We start from the raw sequence: 16510 nt of genomic DNA, 5'->3' as shown, positions 1-16510 counted from the left end.
ACGTCCATGCGACGCCGGAGCGGACCACCACGGCACCGGGCCCCGCTCGTCCTCGACGAGCGGGGCTTCGCCGTTGCGGGTACGGCCCGTACGGGGACGCGGGCCGGGCGGGGGGCCCGACGGGGACGCGGGCCGGGCGTCGCGACGCCCGGGCCGAGATCCGCCGGAAGGGCCCTATCCCTCCGCCGCCCCCCGGCCATGTCTCAGCCCCAGCACCTCCGCCGCCGCGAACGTCTCCCCCTCCGGCCGGCCGGCATAGTGCGGCGTGAGCAGGCCGTCGAGCTCGTCGTAGGTGAAGGCGTCCTGTTTGGTGTCGAACTTGGCCCGCACGCGCGGCCGTTCGACGATCGCGACCATGCCGCCGTGCACGACGAGGAGCTGGCCGTTGACCCGCGCGGCGGCGGGTGAGGCCAGGTAGCCGACGAGCGGGGCGACGTGCTCGGGGGCGAGCGGGTCGAGGCCGGTGCCGTCGCCGTCCGTCGTGGCCCCCGGGAGACCCGCGAAGACGTCCTCGGTCATCCGGGTCCGGGCGCGCGGGCAGATGACGTTCGCGGTGACGCCGTACTTGGCGAGCGCGAGGGCCGTGGAGGTGGTCAGCCCGACGATGCCGCCCTTCGCGGCGGCGTAGTTGGGCTGCCCGGCCGAGCCGGCGAGGAACGCCTCGGAGGAGGTGTTCACGACGCGCCCGTAGACCCGTCCCCCGCCTCTGCCGTCGCCCCCGCCCTCGCCCGACTTCGCCCGGGCTCGCCAGTGGGCGGAGGCGAACCGGATCGTGTTGAAGTGGCCCTTGAGATGCACCCGCACGACCGAGTCCCACTCGTCCTCGGACATGGAGAAGACCATGCGGTCGCGCAGGATGCCCGCGTTGTTGACGAGAATGTCCAGTTTGCCGAACCGGGCGACCGCCAACGCGACCAGTTCCCTGGCCTGTTCGTGGTCGGACACGTCACCTATGTGCGCCACCGCGCGGCCGCCCGCCGCGCGGATCGACGCCGCGACCTCCTCGGCGGGCCCCGTGGACACCTCACCGGAACCGTCCCGCCCCGGCCGACCGTAGTCGTTGACGACCACGTCCGCGCCCAGCCGGGCCAGCTCCAGCGCCTCGGCCCGGCCGAGTCCGCGCCCCGCGCCGGTCACGATCGCGGACAGCCCTTCGAGCGGCCGCCCTTCGAGCGTTCGTCCTTCGAGCGTTCGTCCTTCGAGCGGCGAAGTCATCCGAGCCCCTCTCCTCTCTCGCACGCGCGCGATGGTCAGATCTCGATGCAGGTCCGCAGCGCCACACCGGTCCGCATCTGGTCGAGCGCCTCGTTGATGTCGGCGAGGGGCACTCGGTGGGTGATCAGGCCCGCGAGGTCGATGCGGCCGGCCCGCCACAGGGCGATGGTCCGCTCGTAGGAGCGCAGGACGTCACCGCCGCCGTACATGGACGGCAGGATCCGCTTCTCGTCGAAGAACAGCTCGAACATGCTGAGCTGCAGGAAGTCGTCCAGAGCGCCCGCGCCGACCACGACGAGGGTGCCGCCGCGCCGGGTCGCCTCGTACGCCGTGCGGGCGGTGGCCGAGCGGCCGACGACCTCGAAGACGTAGTCGAAGCCCTCGCCGGCGGTGACGGACTGCTTGGTGTCGGCCAGTTCCTCCGGCGCGATCGCCTTGGTGGCACCGAACCTGAGCGCCGCCTCGCGCCGCGAGACCACCGGGTCGACGGCGACGATCTCGGCGGCGCCCTTGAGCCGGGCACCCTGGATCGCCGAGATGCCGACGCCTCCGCAGCCGATGACCGCGACCGACGAACCGGCCTCCACATCGGCGGTGTTGAGGGCCGCGCCGAGACCGGTGGTGACGCCGCAGCCGATGAGGGCGGCGATGTCGAAGGGCACGTCGTCCGGTATCGGCACCGCGCAGCCGGCGTCGACGACGACCTCCTCGGCGAAGGTGCCGGTGCCCGCGAAGCCGAAGACGTCCCCGGCGGGCCGCTTGAAGTTGGGCGTGCCGGCGTTGAGGAATCCGGCGAGGCAGAGCTGCGTCTGACCGCGCTTGCAGGCGGGACACGTGCCGCAGGCCGGGAGCCAGCACACGACGACCCGGTCGCCGGGCTTCAGGTGGCCGACCCCTTCGCCCACTTCGACTATCTCGCCGGCGCCCTCGTGCCCCGGCACGAACGGTCCGGGCTGCGGCAGCACCCCGGCCATCGCGGACAGGTCGGAGTGGCACAGCCCCGTGGCCCGCACCCGGATCCTCACCCGCCCCGGTCCGAAGCCCGTCGCCTCGACGTCGTCGAGCACGTCGAGCTTGTCCTGACCGATCTCGTGCAGTACGGCTGCGCGCATGGTGCGGCTCCCCTCAGAAGTACCTGACCTGCGTCTGTACCGATGGGCTCATTCGTGTGCGACCAGCGTGTCCGCCAGCACCGGCGCGTCGTCCCTCTCGGCGGCGCTCACCGCCACCCGCACCGAGCGGTCGTCCGGCCGCCACATCCGGATGCGGAGGGTCTCGCCCGGGAAGACGACGCCCGCGAAGCGCGTCCCGTAGGAGCGGACGCGGCCGACGTCCCCGCCGAGCACCGTGTCCACCACGGCCTTCAGCGTCATCCCGTAGGTGCACAGCCCGTGCAGGATCGGCCGGTCGAACCCGGCCCGCCCGGCGAACTCCGGGTCGGCGTGCAACGGGTTCCAGTCGCCCGAGAGGCGGTAGAGCAGAGCCTGGTCCTCGCGGACGGTCCGCTCGACCTCCTTGTCGGGCGCGGTCGTGGGCGGTTCCTGCCGGGCGGACGGCCCGCGCTCACCGCCCCAGCCGCCCTCGCCCCTTACGAAGATCTGTGCCTCGTTCACCCACAACGGGCCCTCGGCGTCGGCGACTTCGGTCCGCATGACCAGGACGGCCGCCTTGCCCTTGTCGTACACCGCCGCCACCCGTGAGGTCGCGGTCGCCCGCCCCTGGACCGGGATCGGCCGGTGCACCTCGACGCGCTGGCCGCCGTGCAGGACCTTGGCCAGGTCGACGTCGACGCCGGGTGCGTTCAGGCCGCCGATGACGTCCGGTGAGCCCGCGCCCGCGACGGTCGCGAAGCTCGGCAGGACATGCAGCCGGGACTCCAGCGTGTAGCGCAGCTCGTCGGGGTCGGTCGCCGGGACACCGGCGCCGATACCGAGGTGGTAGAGCAGGACGTCCTTGCGACTCCACGCGATCTCGGCGGAACGGGGCTCGGCCGCGAGCGCCTTGGCTGCGTCGATGGGCATGGGGCTCCTGTGGGCGGTGGGTGGCGGACGGGGGACCGGCGGAGGGTCAGCCGGCGGAGGGTGAGCCGGGGGACGCCGGCCCGCGCTGAGAAACCTCGGTACGACCGTCCGCACCAGCGGTCGCACCGAGGTCGCCACGGCCGGCCCGGAACCCGCCCACCTAGAACGCGTTCCAGTCCGGCGACCCTCTGTATAGCCGAGCCCCGTGCACTTGTGAAGACTCCTGACACTACGTCAGATACCTCTCGCTCCGCCCAGGCCCTATGTCCTGCCGCACACTCCGTACACACGCGTCTGCAGGGCCGCACCCCGCCTTCGTACTGTCGAACCCATGAGACCCACGACCGGCCTCACCGAACGCCTCACCGCGGCCGGCGGCACGCTCCGGGCCGGGCCCGCACCGCGCGACGGCTTCGCGGTCAGGGCGGAGCTGCCCGTCACCGCACCGCCGGTCACTCTCCGGGGAGCGGACGACGCGGGGTTGGCGGGCGTGGCGCCGGGTGCGGACGGGGGCGGCATCCGTAGGGGGTGTCCCCGCACGGCCCGCCTCACTCACCCGTCCGAATCGTCGCCTCCGTCCTACTCTTGGGTCGTGAACGAGATGCCCCGGGATCACCGGACCGCCAAGTCCATCAGGGTTCTGCTCGCCGAGGATCAGGGGATGATGCGGGGCGCGCTGGCGCTGCTGTTGGGCATGGAGGCGGACATCCAGGTCGTGGCGCAGGTCGGTACGGGGGACGCGATCGTGGACGCGGCGCTGATCCATCGGCCGCATGTCGCGCTGCTGGACATCGAACTGCCGGGGATGAGCGGTCTGGACGCCGCCGCCGCGCTGCGGGACCAGGTGCCCGACTGCCGGGTGCTGATCCTCACCACCTTCGGCCGGCCCGGGTATCTGCGCCGGGCCATGGACGCCGGCGCCGCCGGGTTCCTGGTCAAGGACGGGCCCGTGGAGGAGCTGGCCCAGGCGATCCGCCGGGTGCTGACCGGCGAGACCGTCGTCGATCCGGCCCTCGCCGCGGCCGCGCTGAGCGCCGGCCCCAACCCGCTCACCGGCCACGAACGCGACACCCTCAATCGAGTCCTGCCCTGAAGGGCCTCCAAAGACACAGCCGTCCCCGCCGTACCCAGCCGTCCCAGCCGTTCCTCAACCGTCCCAGCCGTTCCTCAACCGTCCCCGCCGCTCCCAGCCGCTCCCCGCCGCCCCGCCACCCCCTGACGTGCCGTCACTTCTCCATGAGCGGGTCAAGTTTTCGTTAGTCACTCGAAACAACGGAATAGTTGCCCAGGCACACGAGGTTCAGCTGGCACATACCTTGACCCGGCCAGGAGGCCCCGCCCCATGACGCACCACACACCGCCGACGGCCGATCGCCCCGCCGCAGAGGGCGCGGGCCCGACGAAAGCCCCCGGAGCGATCGTCCCGGTGCTGGCCTTCGCGGGAATCGTCGTCGCGGTGATGCAGACCCTGCTGGTCCCGGTGATCAAGGACCTCCCGCAGTTGCTGGACACCTCCCCCAGCAACGCGACCTGGGTACTGACCTCCACGCTGCTCTCCGGTGCCGTGGCCACCCCGATCATGGGCCGCCTCGGCGACCTCTTCGGCAAGCGCCGCATGCTGCTCGCCAGCCTCGCCGTCATGGTGGCGGGCGCACTGATCAGCGGTTTCACCAGCGCGCTCCTCCCGATGATCGTCGGCCGTACCCTCCAGGGCTTCGCCATGGGCGCGATCCCGCTGGGCATCGGTCTGATGCGCGACGAACTGCCCCGCGAGCGCCTCGGCTCCGCCATGGCCCTGATGAGCTCCTCCATAGGCGTCGGCGGCGGACTCGCCCTGCCGCTCGCCGCCGCGGTCGCCCAGAACGCCGACTGGCACCTCCTCTTCTTCGGCGCCGCCGGTCTCGGTGTCCTGTCCATCGTGCTGACCCTCGTCGCCGTACCGGAGACGAAGACACGCGCACCGGGCAGCTTCGACCACCTCGGCGCACTCGGCCTCTCCGCCGGCCTCGTCCTGTTCCTCCTGCCGATCACCAAGGGCAGCGACTGGGGCTGGACCTCCATGACCACGCTCGGCCTGTTCGCCGCGTCGGCCGTGGTCCTGCTCCTCTGGGGCGTCTGGGAGCTGCGGATTCCCGCCCCCCTGGTGGATCTGCGCACCACCGCCCGCCGCGAGGTCCTCCTCACCAACCTCGCCTCGATCATGGTCGGTGTCTCCTTCTACGTCGTCTCCCTCGTCCTGCCGCAGCTCCTCCAGCTGCCCTCCGCCACCGGCTACGGCCTCGGGCAGTCGATGATCGTCGCGGGCCTGTGCGTGGCTCCGCTCGGTCTGACGATGATGTTCACCGCGCCGGTCTACGCCCGGATCTCCGCCAAGTACGGCCCCCGGACCACTCTCATCCTGGGCCTGCTGATCATCGCCGTCGGCTACGGCGCCGGCCTCGGCCTGATGAGCGCCGCCTGGCAGACCGTGGTCGTGTCGGTGGTCCTGGGCGCGGGCATCGGCCTCGCCTACTCCTCGCTCCCCGCGCTGATCATCGGTGCCGTGGACCCGTCCGAGACGGGTGCGGCGACCGGGCTCAACACGCTGATGCGGTCCATCGGGACGTCGGTGTCGAGCGCCGTCGTCGGCATGGTGCTGGCCAACACCGCGCACCACGTCGGCGGGGTCGCGATCCCGACCATGCACGGCTTCCGCGTCTCCTTCCTCATCGCCACGGGCGCGGTCGGGGTCGGCCTTCTCCTGGCCCTGCTTCTGCCGGGGCGCGACCGCCGGGCGACCGGGCACCGGCTGCTCGCCGGCAGCGAGGGTGCCGACGCGGTTTCCGAGGAGGACAGGGCTGAGGAGGACAGGGCTGAGGAGGACAGGGCTGCCGTGGCCCGGTAGGCCAGGGGTCTCCCCGAGTCCTCCCACCGATCACCGCATGACAGCATGAGGCGCCCCCACTGACGTACGACCACACGGAGGACCCCATGTCCGCGGCTTCGAGCCCCCCGCCCGCGCCGGCGCCCGCGCCGGAGATCCTCCGCGCGTTCGAGGCGGCGAAGGGGTTCATGCCGGCCGGTGAGGGGCTGGCCCTGTACGCCGCGGCGGTGGAAGCGGGGCGGCTGGGGCTGCCGTTGCTGGAGGTGGGGACGTACTGCGGTCGGTCGACGATCCTGCTGGCCGACGCCGCCCGTGCGGCGGGGGTGGCGGCGATCACGGTCGACCATCACCGGGGCAGCGAGGAGCAGCAGCCGGGCTGGGAGTACCACGACGAGTCCACCGTCGACCCCGAGGTGGGCCGTATGGACACGCTCCCCACCTTCCGTCGCACCCTGCACCGGGCGGGCCTGGAGGAGCACGTCGTCGCGGTCGTCGGCCGTTCCCCACAGGTCGCCGCCTTCTGGGGCACCCCCCTCGGCCTCGTCTTCGTCGACGGCGGCCACACCGACGAGCACGCCACCGCCGACTACGAGGGCTGGGCCCCGCACATCGCCCCGGGCGGCCTCCTCGTCATCCACGACGTCTTCCCGGACCCCGAGGACGAGTTCACCGGGCAGGCCCCGTACCGCGTCTACCTCCGTGCCCTGGCCTCCGGGGCCTTCACGGAGGTCTCCGCGACGGACTCCCTGCGGGTGCTGCGGCGGACCGGGGCCGGGATCTGACCCGCGGCACCTCGACCGCCGGGCCGCCGGGCCGGCGGGCTACGCCACCTCTATGCCGTGGTCCTGGACCAGTTCCTCCAGGCCGCCCCGGTACCCCTTGCCGCCGACGACGAAGTCCCAGTCGCCGCCCGCGCGGCGGCGGAAGGAGCCGAGGGTGAGGGCCGTTTCGCCGGCGCGGCCGTCGGAGACGTCGAGGCGGCCCTGTTCGGCCCGGGAGGGGTCCAGGAGGCGGATGCCGGCGTCGGTGAAGCCGGAGAGGTCGGCGTCGGGGTTCACGGCGGGGTCGATCGCCGCGACCAGGACCAGACGGTCGGCCTGCGCCGGCAGCGCGTCGAAGGCGACCAGGATCGCGGCCTTGTCGGGTGCGGTCGGCGGGACGGCGCGGACGGTGCCGTCGGGGGTGCGAAGGTTGTTGTAGAAGACGAAGTGATCGTCGCTGAGGACCCGGTTGCCGTGGCAGACGAGCGCGCAGACGTCCAGGGCGACGCCGCCGGTCCAGTACATGCCGAGCACGCTGTGGTCGTCCGGGGCGGAGGCCGGGCCGGAGTCAGCGGCATCCGCGGAGTCCGCCGGGGTCCGCTGGGCGGGCAGCACCACGGTGGGGGCGGTCGAGGAGGCGGGCGCGGGGCGTTCGCCGGTGGCCAGGCGCCCCCGTAGCCCGTGCCGGTGCAGCAGGTCGACGAGTTCGCGGCCCGAGACCAGCTCCAGCGGCTTGCCGTTGGCGAAGGTGTGGGAGCCGGGCCCGAACTTGGACGTCGTCACCAGGACGCCCTTGTTGGCGCCGGCGTCCTGGACCGTGCCGTAGAGGTCACGGACGGCGGTCGGCGGGACGGTGTTGCGGTACCGCTTGACCTGTACGACGATCTTGCCGCCCCGGATCGGGGCCGGGTCCAGGGCGTCGACGTCCACCCCGCCGTCGCCCGAGCGCTGGGTGGTGACCGCCTGCATGCCCATGGCCCTGAACAGCTCGGCGACCAGGGCCTCGAAGGCGAGGGGGTCCATCTCCAGCAGGTCGGGCTCGTCCTCGCCGCCGTGGGTGACGACGCCGTTGCCCACGTCGTCGGGCCTGCGCTCGGGGCGGACGGGGGTGCGCTGGTCGGGGCGGGCGGAGAGCCGGCCCCGGAGCCCGTCCGTCAGGCAGTCCACGGCGCTGACCTGTTCCAGATGAAGTTCGGCGAAGACCGACCGGGACACGGTGACGGTCGCCAGGACGAGCTGGGTGCGACGGCCGGTCGCCGGGTCGTGGTCGTCCACGAACCCGTTCAGGGCGACCGACTCCAGGGCGCCGAACTCGTCGGCGGCGAAGAGGTCGTGGAGCACGAGCAGGACGCACTGCGCGAGGACGTCACGGTAGAGGGCACGCCGCTGGGTGACCGGGCGCGGGCGCTCCTTGTCCTGGTCGACGCTCGGCATGTAGACGACGCTCTTGGCCTCGGGGACGACGTCGTACCTGGGCAATTCCCAGTCCAGCACCAGTTGCCGGGCCGCCGAGTCGTAGGCGGCGGAGATCCCCCGGGGGAAGCCCTCGGGCCAGGCGGGTGAGGCGTAGAGGGCGGCGGAGAAGTAGTCGACGGCGGCCTCCGGGTCGCCGTCGCGCAGGGCCGTCGCCATCTGCGCGAGCCCGGCGTTGTGCCGCCGGATCTCCGCCCGCTGCCCTTCCGCCCACTGCTCGTACTGCCGCTGGTACTGCGCCAGTTGACGCTGGCGCTGCTGCTCGGCGGCCTGCGCCGCCTGCCAGTCGTGCTCGTACCGGGCGCGCGCCTCGGCCTGCGCCTGCGCCCGGCGCTGGGCGGTCCAGCCCCCCTGCGCCTGGTAGTGGCCGGGGTCCGGCATGGGCACCGGCTGGGCGAGCGGCCCGGGGGAGAACGGCTCCAGCCGCTCGGTGCGGGTGAGGGACGCGGCCCGGAACGCCGGGGCCCGGCAGCCCGCGACCAACAGCCCTTCCAGCGCCTGGACCTGCGTGTCCAGTTCCTCGGTACGCCGCCGCGCCTCCGCCTCGCGCTGCTGGCGGTACGCCGCCTGCTGCTCGCGTTGGCTGCGCGCCACCTCGCGCTGGTACGCGCGCTGCTGCCGCTCGTACTCGCGCTGCTGCCGGGTCCGTTCCTCCGACTGACGCTGCTGCTGGCGTTGTGCCTCGGCCCAGATGCCGGCCAACCCGTTGGAGCGACGACTCATGCGCTGCAGGCCCTCCCACCGGGGCCCACCGACAGCGCGCCGGGACCCCGCCCCCACCACCAGACGTGACCGTCCGGCTCTCAGACGTAACCGCCCGACTTTATCCCGTGACGGCGTCCGCGCCTACCGCTGGTCAGCGACTCGGCTCCCCCGGTCCGGCTCCCCGTCGTTCCGGACCGGGCGGGTCCGAAGGGACGGGGCCGCCGGCGGCGTCACACGGAGCGGGGGCGTTCGGTGCCGGGCCCGACCCGTAAGGTGGCAGACGTGTCGTATGTAGGTCCGGACTTCGATCCGCCCCAGTCCCGCCGTTCCGCGCTGCGCCGTCCGCTGACCGTGGCGGTGGCCGCGGTCGTGGTGGGGGCGGTGGCCGGGTGGGGGGTCTGGCAGGCCGTCGGGGACTCCGGGGACGGCGGTTCGGGTGGCGTGGCGGGGCCGCAGACCCGGTCGGCGAGGACGCCGGCCGCGTCCCCCGAGCCGTCCGGCGCACCGACCGCCTCCGACGACGGCAAGGACACCGGCAGCGGCACGAGCGGTGGGGACGGCGAGCAGGCGAGCCCCTCCGGGCCCGCCGCCACCGGCCCCCTCAAGGGCAAGGTCGTCGTCGTCGACCCCGGTCACAACCCCGGCAACTTCCAGCACACGGCCGAGATCAACCGCAAGGTGAACATCGGGACGAACGCCAAGGAGTGCGACACGACGGGGACGACCACCAACGACGGCTACCCGGAAGCCCGGTTCACGCTGGACGTCTCCCGTCGGCTGCGGACGCTCCTCGAACAGCAGGGCGCCACGGTGAAGTTCACGCAGGACGACGACCGGGCCTGGGGCCCGTGCATCGACGAGCGGGCGCGGATCGGCAACGAGGCGAAGGCGGACGCGGTGGTGTCGATCCACGCCGACGGCTCCGGCTCCGGCAACCGCGGCTTCCACGTGATCCTGCCGGGTTCGGTCCACAAGGGCTCCGCCGACACCCGGCCGATCGTCGCCCCCTCCCGCGACCTCGGCGAACGCATCGCGGGCTACTTCGTGCGCGCCACCGGCAGCGCCCCCTCCAACTACGTCGGCGACGGCACCGGCATCGTCACCCGCACCGACCTCGGCGGCCTCAACCTCTCCACCGTGCCCAAGGTGTTCATCGAGTGCGGCAACATGCGTGACGGCAAGGACGCGGCCCGGCTCACCAGCGGACCCTGGCGCCAGAAAGCGGCCCAGGGAATCTCGGACGGCATCGCGAGCTTCCTCGAAAATTGAACAACTCTCCCCTTGGAGAACTCCGGGCGCTAACCCGGTGCGCCACGGAATGAAGTGCGAGCGGTCTCAATCTGTCAACGGTTCCCGCCGTGTTCGTCTTACGCGCCGCGATGCGCGATATCCATGACCCGGCACCGTTGACCAGCGGTGCCCGGCGGCAGAAAGCGGAGCGGGGGGACTCTGAGGAAATCGTGATTTTCCTGCGAGGGTAGCGGGCGGGTCGTGATCGCCGGGATGATCCCGGCGGACACCCAAGTCGGCCGGACGATAAGGTCGTCCCTACGATGAGGGGCCACCCCCGCGCTTCCCACCACGGCCTGACGGCGACATGGTGACGGCGACGCCTCCACCGATGACGAGACGACTGACGAAGGACCTGAAGTGAATATCCGCTCCCTCACCAGAGGCGACGGCGTCGTGATCGGAGCAGCGGTATTGCTGTTCATCGCGTCGTTCCTCGACACGTTCGACGGCTCCGGCGACGACATCCCCAATGCCTGGGACAACCTCGGCTTGGTGATGAGCATGTACGTCGGCGGCATCATCGGTGCGGTGCTGATCGTCATCGCCCGTGCGCTGCCGCAGCCGCCCAAGGTCATCGGTCTCGACCTGGGCCAGCTCGGGGTGGCGCTGACGATCTTCGCCGCGTGGACCTCGTTCTGGTCGATCATCGACCCACTGGGCGCGATGGAGGAGCTCTTCGGCAGCTTCGGAGGCTCGGAGCCCGACTCCGGAGCCGGCCTCATCCTCGGCCTGATCGCTGCCCTCCTCCTGGCTGCCGCCGCCATCGCCACCCCCCTCGTCCCCGCCCTCAAGGTCGCCCTGGTCGGTGCCCCGCGTCCGGCCGCGCCGCAGCCGTACGGGGCCCAGCCGCCCGGTGGTTACGGGTACCCGGGTGCCGGTGCGCCGGGCCCGTTCGGTGCGGGGCAGCCGGGGCCGGGTCAGCCCGGACCCGGTCAGCCGGGGCCGGGCGCGCCGTTCGGCGGCGCTCCGCAGCAGCAGGCCGCGGCCCCGCAGCCGCCCGCCGGTGACTTCTCGCCGTTCTGGTTCGCGGTGCCGGTGGCCCGTCCGCTGTTCGCCGAGGACGGTTCCCAGTCCACGATCGCCGAACTCGCGCCGGGCACCTGGTACCTGGCGGTCGAGCAGCGCGGCGCCAACCTGGTGGCCCAGACGCAGGACGGCCGTCGTGGCGTGCTGCAGGACACCAGCGGTATCCAGCGCGGCTGATCGGCACGAAGCCCGCAGTCGTACGGCCGGCCCCTCGCTCTTCCGAGCGGGGGGCCGCTGTCGTACAGTCGCCTCCCGCCCATGAAGCTGACGCATCGTCAGGAGGCAGCCATGCGGCTCGGTCTGGCACTCGGCTACTGGGGGCGCGGTCCCTCCGCGGACCATGTCCCGCTCGCCCGGGAGGCGGAGCGGCTCGGCTACGACTCGGTGTGGACCGCCGAGTCCTGGGGCTCGGACGCCTTCACCCCGCTCACCTGGATCGCCGCGCACACATCGCGGATCAAGCTGGGCACGGCCGTCGCGCAGATGGCCGCCCGGTCACCCACCACCACCGCGATGCAGGCCCTGACCCTGGACCACCTCTCCGGCGGGCGGGCCCTGCTCGGACTCGGGCTCTCCGGACCGCAGGTCGTCGAGGGCTGGTACGGGCGGCCGTTCCCGAAGTCCCCGCTGACCGCGACCAGGGAGTACGTCGACGTCGTACGCCAAGTCCTCAGACGCGAGGGGCCTGTCACGCTCGACGGGCGCTTTCATCCGCTCCCGTACGACGGGCCGGACGGCTCCGGCATCGGCAGGGCGCTCAAGTCCATCACCCATCCCCTGCGCGCGGACCTGCCCGTACTGCTCGGCGCCGAGGGGCCGAAGAACATCGCGCAGACGACCCGGATCGCGGACGGCTGGCTGCCGTTGTACTGGTCACCGTTCCGGACCGACGCCTACGAGGCGTCGCTGACCGAGGTGCCGGACGGCTTCCTCGTCGCGCCCATGGCCCGGGCGAAGGTCTGCGAGGACGTGGCCGAGGGACTGCTGCCCGTCAAGGCCATGCTGGGCTTCTACATCGGCGGGATGGGGCACGCCAGGCGCAATTTCCACGCCGGCCTCATGGCCCGCATGGGGTACGAGGAGGAGGCCCGGCACATCCAGCGCCTCTTCCTCGACGGGCGGCGCGAGGAGGCCGTGCTCGCCGTGCCGGACGCCTTCGCCGACGAGATCTCCCTGGTCGGGCCGCGCGAACGGATCGCGGAGCGGCTGGAGTCGTGGCGCAAGGGACCGGTGACGGATCTGCTGGTGCTGGCGCCCGATCCGCACACGCTGCGGGTGCTGGCGGAGCTCAACTCGTAGAGGAGGCGGGGGTTTCAAGACGGACCGACGGGCAACCCGTTGAGCATGTCTCGATATAGCGGTTCCAATCAGGCGGGCCGGGTCATAGCGATCGTGGCCGACGTCATGGCCTTCATCCTGGGCCTGTGGATCCTGATGTATCTGCTGGGCGCGAACGGCGCGAACGACTTCGTGCAGTTCATCCATGACGCGGCCCGCTGGCTCGCCGGCTGGTCGCACGACCTGTTCACGTTCGACGAGCAGTGGGCGCGGGTGGTGGCGGGCTACGGCCTGGCGGCCGTGGTGTACCTGTTCCTGGGGCACGCCATCGCCAACCGGATGCACCGCCACTGAGCGGGTGCGGGTCCGGTGGGGGCAGGTCGCGCAGCTCCCCGCACCGCTGAGGAGCCGGGGCAGCCGCCCCCCTCACCTCAGCAGCACTCCGAGTCGTCGAAGTCGTCCAGCCCGCGCGGCAGGCGCTCCCCGCCGAAGACCGCGCAGGTCGCCTCGTCGCCGCCCAGCGCGGCCACGGCCAGCAGCACGGAGCCGGCGGTCCAGGAGGTCAGTTCCTCGGGCCAGACGGCCTGGTCCTCGAAGACGTAACCCGTCCAGTACAGCCCCGAGCCGGGGTCGCGCAGGTGCTGGATGGACTGGAGGATGTCCAGGGCGCGGTCGGACTCGCCCATCGCCCAGAGCGCCAGGGCGAGTTCGGCCGACTCGCCGCCGGTCACCCACGGGTTGGGGACCACGCAGCGGACGCCGAGGCCTGGCACGACGAAGCGGTCCCAGCCCTCCTCCACCCGGGACTTGGCCTCGGCACCGGTCAGCGCCCCGCCGAGGACGGGGTAGTACCAGTCCATCGAGTAGCGGTCCTTGTCGAGGAACCGCTCGGGGTGCCGGCGTATCGCGTGCCGGAGCGCGCCGACCGCCAACTCCCAGTCGGGCTGCGGTTCCTCGCGCTGTTCGGCGATGGCGAGGGCGCAGCGCAGTGCGTGGTGGATGGACGAACTGCCCGTCAGCAGCGCGTCGTTCACCGGTGTGCCGTCGTCCTCGCGCTTCCAGCCGATCTGGCCGCCGGGCTGCTGGAGCCGCAGGACGTATTCGATCGCCGCGTACACGGCGGGCCACATGCGGTCGAGGAAGGTGTCGTCGCCGGTGGCCAGGTAGTGGTGCCAGACGCCGACGGCCATGTAGGCGACGAAGTTGGTCTCGCGGCCCCGGTCGGTGACGTCGTCGGGGTCCCCGTCGGCGTAGGCGGCGTACCAGGAGCCGTCGGGGTTCTGGTGCCGGCTCAGCCAGGCGTAGGCGCGTTCGGCGGCCTCGTGCTCGCCGGCCGCGTCCAGGGCCATGGCCGCCTCGGTGTGGTCCCAGGGGTCGAGGTGGTGTCCGCGGAACCACGGGATGGCACCGTCCTCGCGCTGCACCGCGAGGATGCCCCGCACGGTGGCGGCGGCCTCCTCCGCGGTGAGGACCCCGGGCAGGACCAGGTGTTCTGTCCGGGGCGTCGTCACTTGGCGGCCGCCTCGGACACGCCACCGGCGTCCCGGTCGGCCAGTGGTGGCAGGTGCGGCTTGGTGGCGTAGGCCACGAAGCTCTTGCCGATCACCGGGTTCAGCGCCTCCTCGGCGACCCGGGTGAGCAGCGGCTTCTTCATGATGTCCCAGACCAGCAGCTTGTGGTACGCCCGCACGGGCAGCGCCTTGTCGTTGTCGACGCCGAACGCGCACTTCAGCCACCAGTACGGCGAGTGCAGGGCGTGCGCGTGGTGGGTGCCGTAGGGCTTGAGGCCCGCCTCGCGGATCCTGGCCAGCAGTTCGTCCGCCTTGTAGATGCGGATGTGGCCGCCCTCGACCTCGTGGTAGGCGTCGGAGAGCGCCCAGCAGACCTTCTCGGGGCCGTAGCGCGGGACGGTGATGGCTATGCGGCCGCCGGGCCGCAGCACCCGGACCATCTCGGCCAGGACGCCCTTGTCGTCGGGGATGTGCTCCATCACCTCGGAGATGATGACGACGTCGAAGGACTCGTCGGGGAAGGGCAGCGCGAGGGCGTCGCCCTCCATCGCGGTGGCGGTCGCGCCCTCCGGGGCCTCCCCGGCCTCCTTCATCGCCGCGAACCACTTGGCGACCTCGCGGATCTCCTCGCCGTTCTGGTCGAGGGCCACGACCTGGGCGCCGCGCCGGTAGCACTCGAAGGCGTGCCGGCCCGCTCCACAGCCGAGATCCAGGACCCGGTCCCCCGGGGCGAGCGGGAACCGGGAGAAATCGACGGTCAGCACGTGGCCCTGCTTTCGCGGTTGGCGCTTTCGCGGTTGGTCTCGACTGTGTCGCCGACGGCCGGGACGCCCTCGTGGGTCTCCCCGTCCTCGGCGGCATGGGCGGCATCGAAGGTTTCGGGGGCTGCGGGGGCTGCGGGGGCTTCGGCGGAGTGGCGCTCCGCCGGTGCGACGCTCGCGGCGGCCGTCGGCCGGCGGCCCTCGGCGCGGGCCATGGCCTCGCGGTAGTGGGCCACCGTGCCCTCGGCGGCGCGGGCCCAGGTGAAGCGCCGGAGCACCCGTTCGCGGCCGGCGCGGCCGAGCCGGCGCCGGAGTTCCGGGTCGCCGAGGAGCCGGCTCAGGGCGGCGGCCAGGGCGCCCGCGTCGCCCGGGGGCACCGCGAGGCAGGTCTCGCCGTCGGGTCCGGCGACCTCCGGTATCGCTCCGCCGGTGGTGGCGACCAGCGGCGTGGCGGTGGCCATGGCCTCGGCGGCGGGCAGCGAGAACCCCTCGTACAGCGAGGGCACGCAGGCGGCCTCGGCCGAGCGGACCAGGTCGACGAGTTCGGCGTCCGAGATGCCCTTGACGAACTCGACGGCGCCTTCGAGGCCGTAGCGCTCGACGGCCTGGGCGACCGGGCCCTCGGTGGGCCGCTTGCCGACGACGACGAGATGGGCGGCGGGGTGCTCCGCGCGCACCTTGGCGAGCGCCTCGACGAGGAAGACGAGCCCCTTGAGCGGCACGTCCGCGCTGGAGGTGGTGACGATCCGGCCCGGCACCCGGGCCACGGCCGGATCCGGCGAGAAGAGGTCGGTGTCGGCGCCTATGTGCACGACGTGCATCCGGTCGTCGCGGACGCCGAGGTGGTCGACGATCTCCTGGCGGGAGGTGCCGGAGACGGTGAGCACGGACGGCAGCCGGCGCGCGACCCGCTTCTGCATGCGCGTGAAGGCGTACCAGCGGCGCACGGACATCCGCCGCTGCCATCCCTCGGCCGCGTCCAGCTCCAACTGCCGGTCCACGGTGATGGGGTGGTGGATGGTGGTGACCAGGGGGGCACCCACGTCGCCCAGCAGCCCGTACCCGAGGGTCTGGTTGTCGTGGACGACGTCGAACTCCCCGCGCCGAGCGCGCAGATGGCGGCGGGCGCGCAGGGAGAACGTCAGGGGCTCGGGGAAGCCGCCGGTCCACATCGTCGCCACTTCGAGGGCGTCCACCCAGTCGCGGTACTCGTCCCGCTTCGGGGTGCGGAAGGGGTCGGGCTGGCGGTAGAGGTCGAGGCTCGGCAGCTCGGTGAGGGAGACCCCGCCCGGACCGTCGACGGATACGGCGTCCTCGTCGAGCACCGGGTACGGCTGGGAGCCGATCACCTCGACCCGGTGGCCGAGGCGGGCCAGCTCGCGCGAGAGGTGCCGTACGTAGACGCCCTGTCCCCCGCAGAACGGGTTCCCCTTATAGGTGAGGAGGGCGATGGTGAGCGGTCGCTCGCCGTCCGCGGCGAGGTCACGTCGGGACCCCGCCTGACTGGCCTCCGCGGTCACTCCTGGCCCCCTTCTCACTGCGATTTCCCGTGAGATTACGACGAGACGGTAATCTAGAACAAGTTTCAGAGTTGATCGTTCAA

The 16510-nt window shown here is 72.5% G+C and carries 13 protein-coding genes and 1 pseudogene; 7 read left to right on the top strand and 7 right to left on the bottom strand.

Features of this window, described 5'->3' with window-relative positions; translation table 11 throughout:
• Positions 1-174: 174 nt before the first annotated feature.
• From ACZ6BB_RS15895 to ACZ6BB_RS15885, 3 genes are read right to left on the bottom strand one after another with little or no spacing between them, the layout of a single operon-like run.
• A complete protein-coding gene (locus ACZ6BB_RS15895) occupies positions 175-1215 on the bottom strand; it encodes a 3-oxoacyl-ACP reductase (RefSeq protein ID WP_471615778.1) in 1041 nt (346 codons plus the stop codon).
• A gap of 35 nt (positions 1216-1250) precedes the next feature.
• On the bottom strand, positions 1251-2327 hold the full coding sequence (locus ACZ6BB_RS15890) for a Zn-dependent alcohol dehydrogenase (RefSeq protein ID WP_471615777.1): 1077 nt from the start codon (positions 2325-2327) through the stop codon (positions 1251-1253).
• 48 nt (positions 2328-2375) lie between these two features.
• The gene (locus tag ACZ6BB_RS15885; protein ID WP_471615776.1) at positions 2376-3236 is read right to left on the bottom strand and encodes a MaoC/PaaZ C-terminal domain-containing protein; all 861 of its coding nucleotides are present in this window, start codon (positions 3234-3236) and stop codon (positions 2376-2378) included.
• Positions 3237-3837: 601 nt separating this feature from the next.
• Here ACZ6BB_RS15885 and ACZ6BB_RS15880 point away from each other — a divergent pair.
• From ACZ6BB_RS15880 to ACZ6BB_RS15870, 3 genes and pseudogenes are all read left to right on the top strand, one after another.
• Positions 3838-4314: pseudogene (locus ACZ6BB_RS15880) on the top strand (response regulator); the annotation flags it as partial.
• A 264-nt stretch (positions 4315-4578) separates the two neighbouring features.
• On the top strand, positions 4579-6120 hold the full coding sequence (locus ACZ6BB_RS15875) for an MFS transporter (protein WP_471615775.1): 1542 nt from the start codon (positions 4579-4581) through the stop codon (positions 6118-6120).
• Between the two features lie 86 nt (positions 6121-6206).
• Positions 6207-6881, top strand: a complete 675-nt coding sequence (locus tag ACZ6BB_RS15870) for a class I SAM-dependent methyltransferase (RefSeq protein WP_471615774.1) — start codon at positions 6207-6209, stop codon at positions 6879-6881.
• A 39-nt stretch (positions 6882-6920) separates the two neighbouring features.
• Here ACZ6BB_RS15870 and ACZ6BB_RS15865 read toward each other — a convergent pair whose 3' ends face one another.
• Entirely contained in the window at positions 6921-9056 is a 2136-nt protein-coding gene (locus ACZ6BB_RS15865; RefSeq protein WP_471615773.1) for a restriction endonuclease, read from the bottom strand.
• A 264-nt stretch (positions 9057-9320) separates the two neighbouring features.
• Between ACZ6BB_RS15865 and ACZ6BB_RS15860 the strand changes: the two genes are divergently transcribed.
• From ACZ6BB_RS15860 to ACZ6BB_RS15845, 4 genes are all read left to right on the top strand, one after another.
• On the top strand, positions 9321-10307 hold the full coding sequence (locus ACZ6BB_RS15860; RefSeq protein WP_471615772.1) for an N-acetylmuramoyl-L-alanine amidase: 987 nt from the start codon (positions 9321-9323) through the stop codon (positions 10305-10307).
• A gap of 381 nt (positions 10308-10688) precedes the next feature.
• Positions 10689-11534 carry a hypothetical protein gene (locus ACZ6BB_RS15855; protein ID WP_471615771.1) on the top strand — a complete coding sequence of 282 codons (846 nt, stop codon included), beginning with the start codon at positions 10689-10691 and terminating at the stop codon, positions 11532-11534.
• A 111-nt stretch (positions 11535-11645) separates the two neighbouring features.
• Complete coding sequence (locus ACZ6BB_RS15850) at positions 11646-12656, top strand: LLM class F420-dependent oxidoreductase (RefSeq protein WP_471616152.1); 1011 nt, start codon at positions 11646-11648, stop codon at positions 12654-12656.
• Positions 12657-12701: 45 nt separating this feature from the next.
• Positions 12702-12989: a hypothetical protein gene (locus ACZ6BB_RS15845; protein ID WP_037627623.1), complete on the top strand. Its 288-nt coding sequence runs from the start codon at positions 12702-12704 to the stop codon at positions 12987-12989.
• A 77-nt stretch (positions 12990-13066) separates the two neighbouring features.
• Here ACZ6BB_RS15845 and ACZ6BB_RS15840 read toward each other — a convergent pair whose 3' ends face one another.
• From ACZ6BB_RS15840 to ACZ6BB_RS15830, 3 genes are read right to left on the bottom strand one after another with little or no spacing between them, the layout of a single operon-like run.
• Positions 13067-14146: a prenyltransferase gene (locus ACZ6BB_RS15840; RefSeq protein WP_471615770.1), complete on the bottom strand. Its 1080-nt coding sequence runs from the start codon at positions 14144-14146 to the stop codon at positions 13067-13069.
• The gene (locus ACZ6BB_RS15835) at positions 14143-14910 is read right to left on the bottom strand and encodes a class I SAM-dependent methyltransferase (protein WP_471615769.1); all 768 of its coding nucleotides are present in this window, start codon (positions 14908-14910) and stop codon (positions 14143-14145) included. The genes ACZ6BB_RS15840 and ACZ6BB_RS15835 overlap by 4 nt, the downstream gene beginning before the upstream one ends.
• Positions 14904-16427: a glycosyltransferase family 4 protein gene (locus ACZ6BB_RS15830; protein WP_471615768.1), complete on the bottom strand. Its 1524-nt coding sequence runs from the start codon at positions 16425-16427 to the stop codon at positions 14904-14906. Before ACZ6BB_RS15830 ends, ACZ6BB_RS15835 begins: the two co-directional genes overlap by 7 nt.
• Positions 16428-16510: the final 83 nt, after the last annotated feature.

This window comes from Streptomyces sp. NPDC041108 (assembly GCF_055592645.1).
Note: the sequence above shows the minus strand (reverse complement) of the source record. Positions and strands in the feature narration are given on the sequence as shown.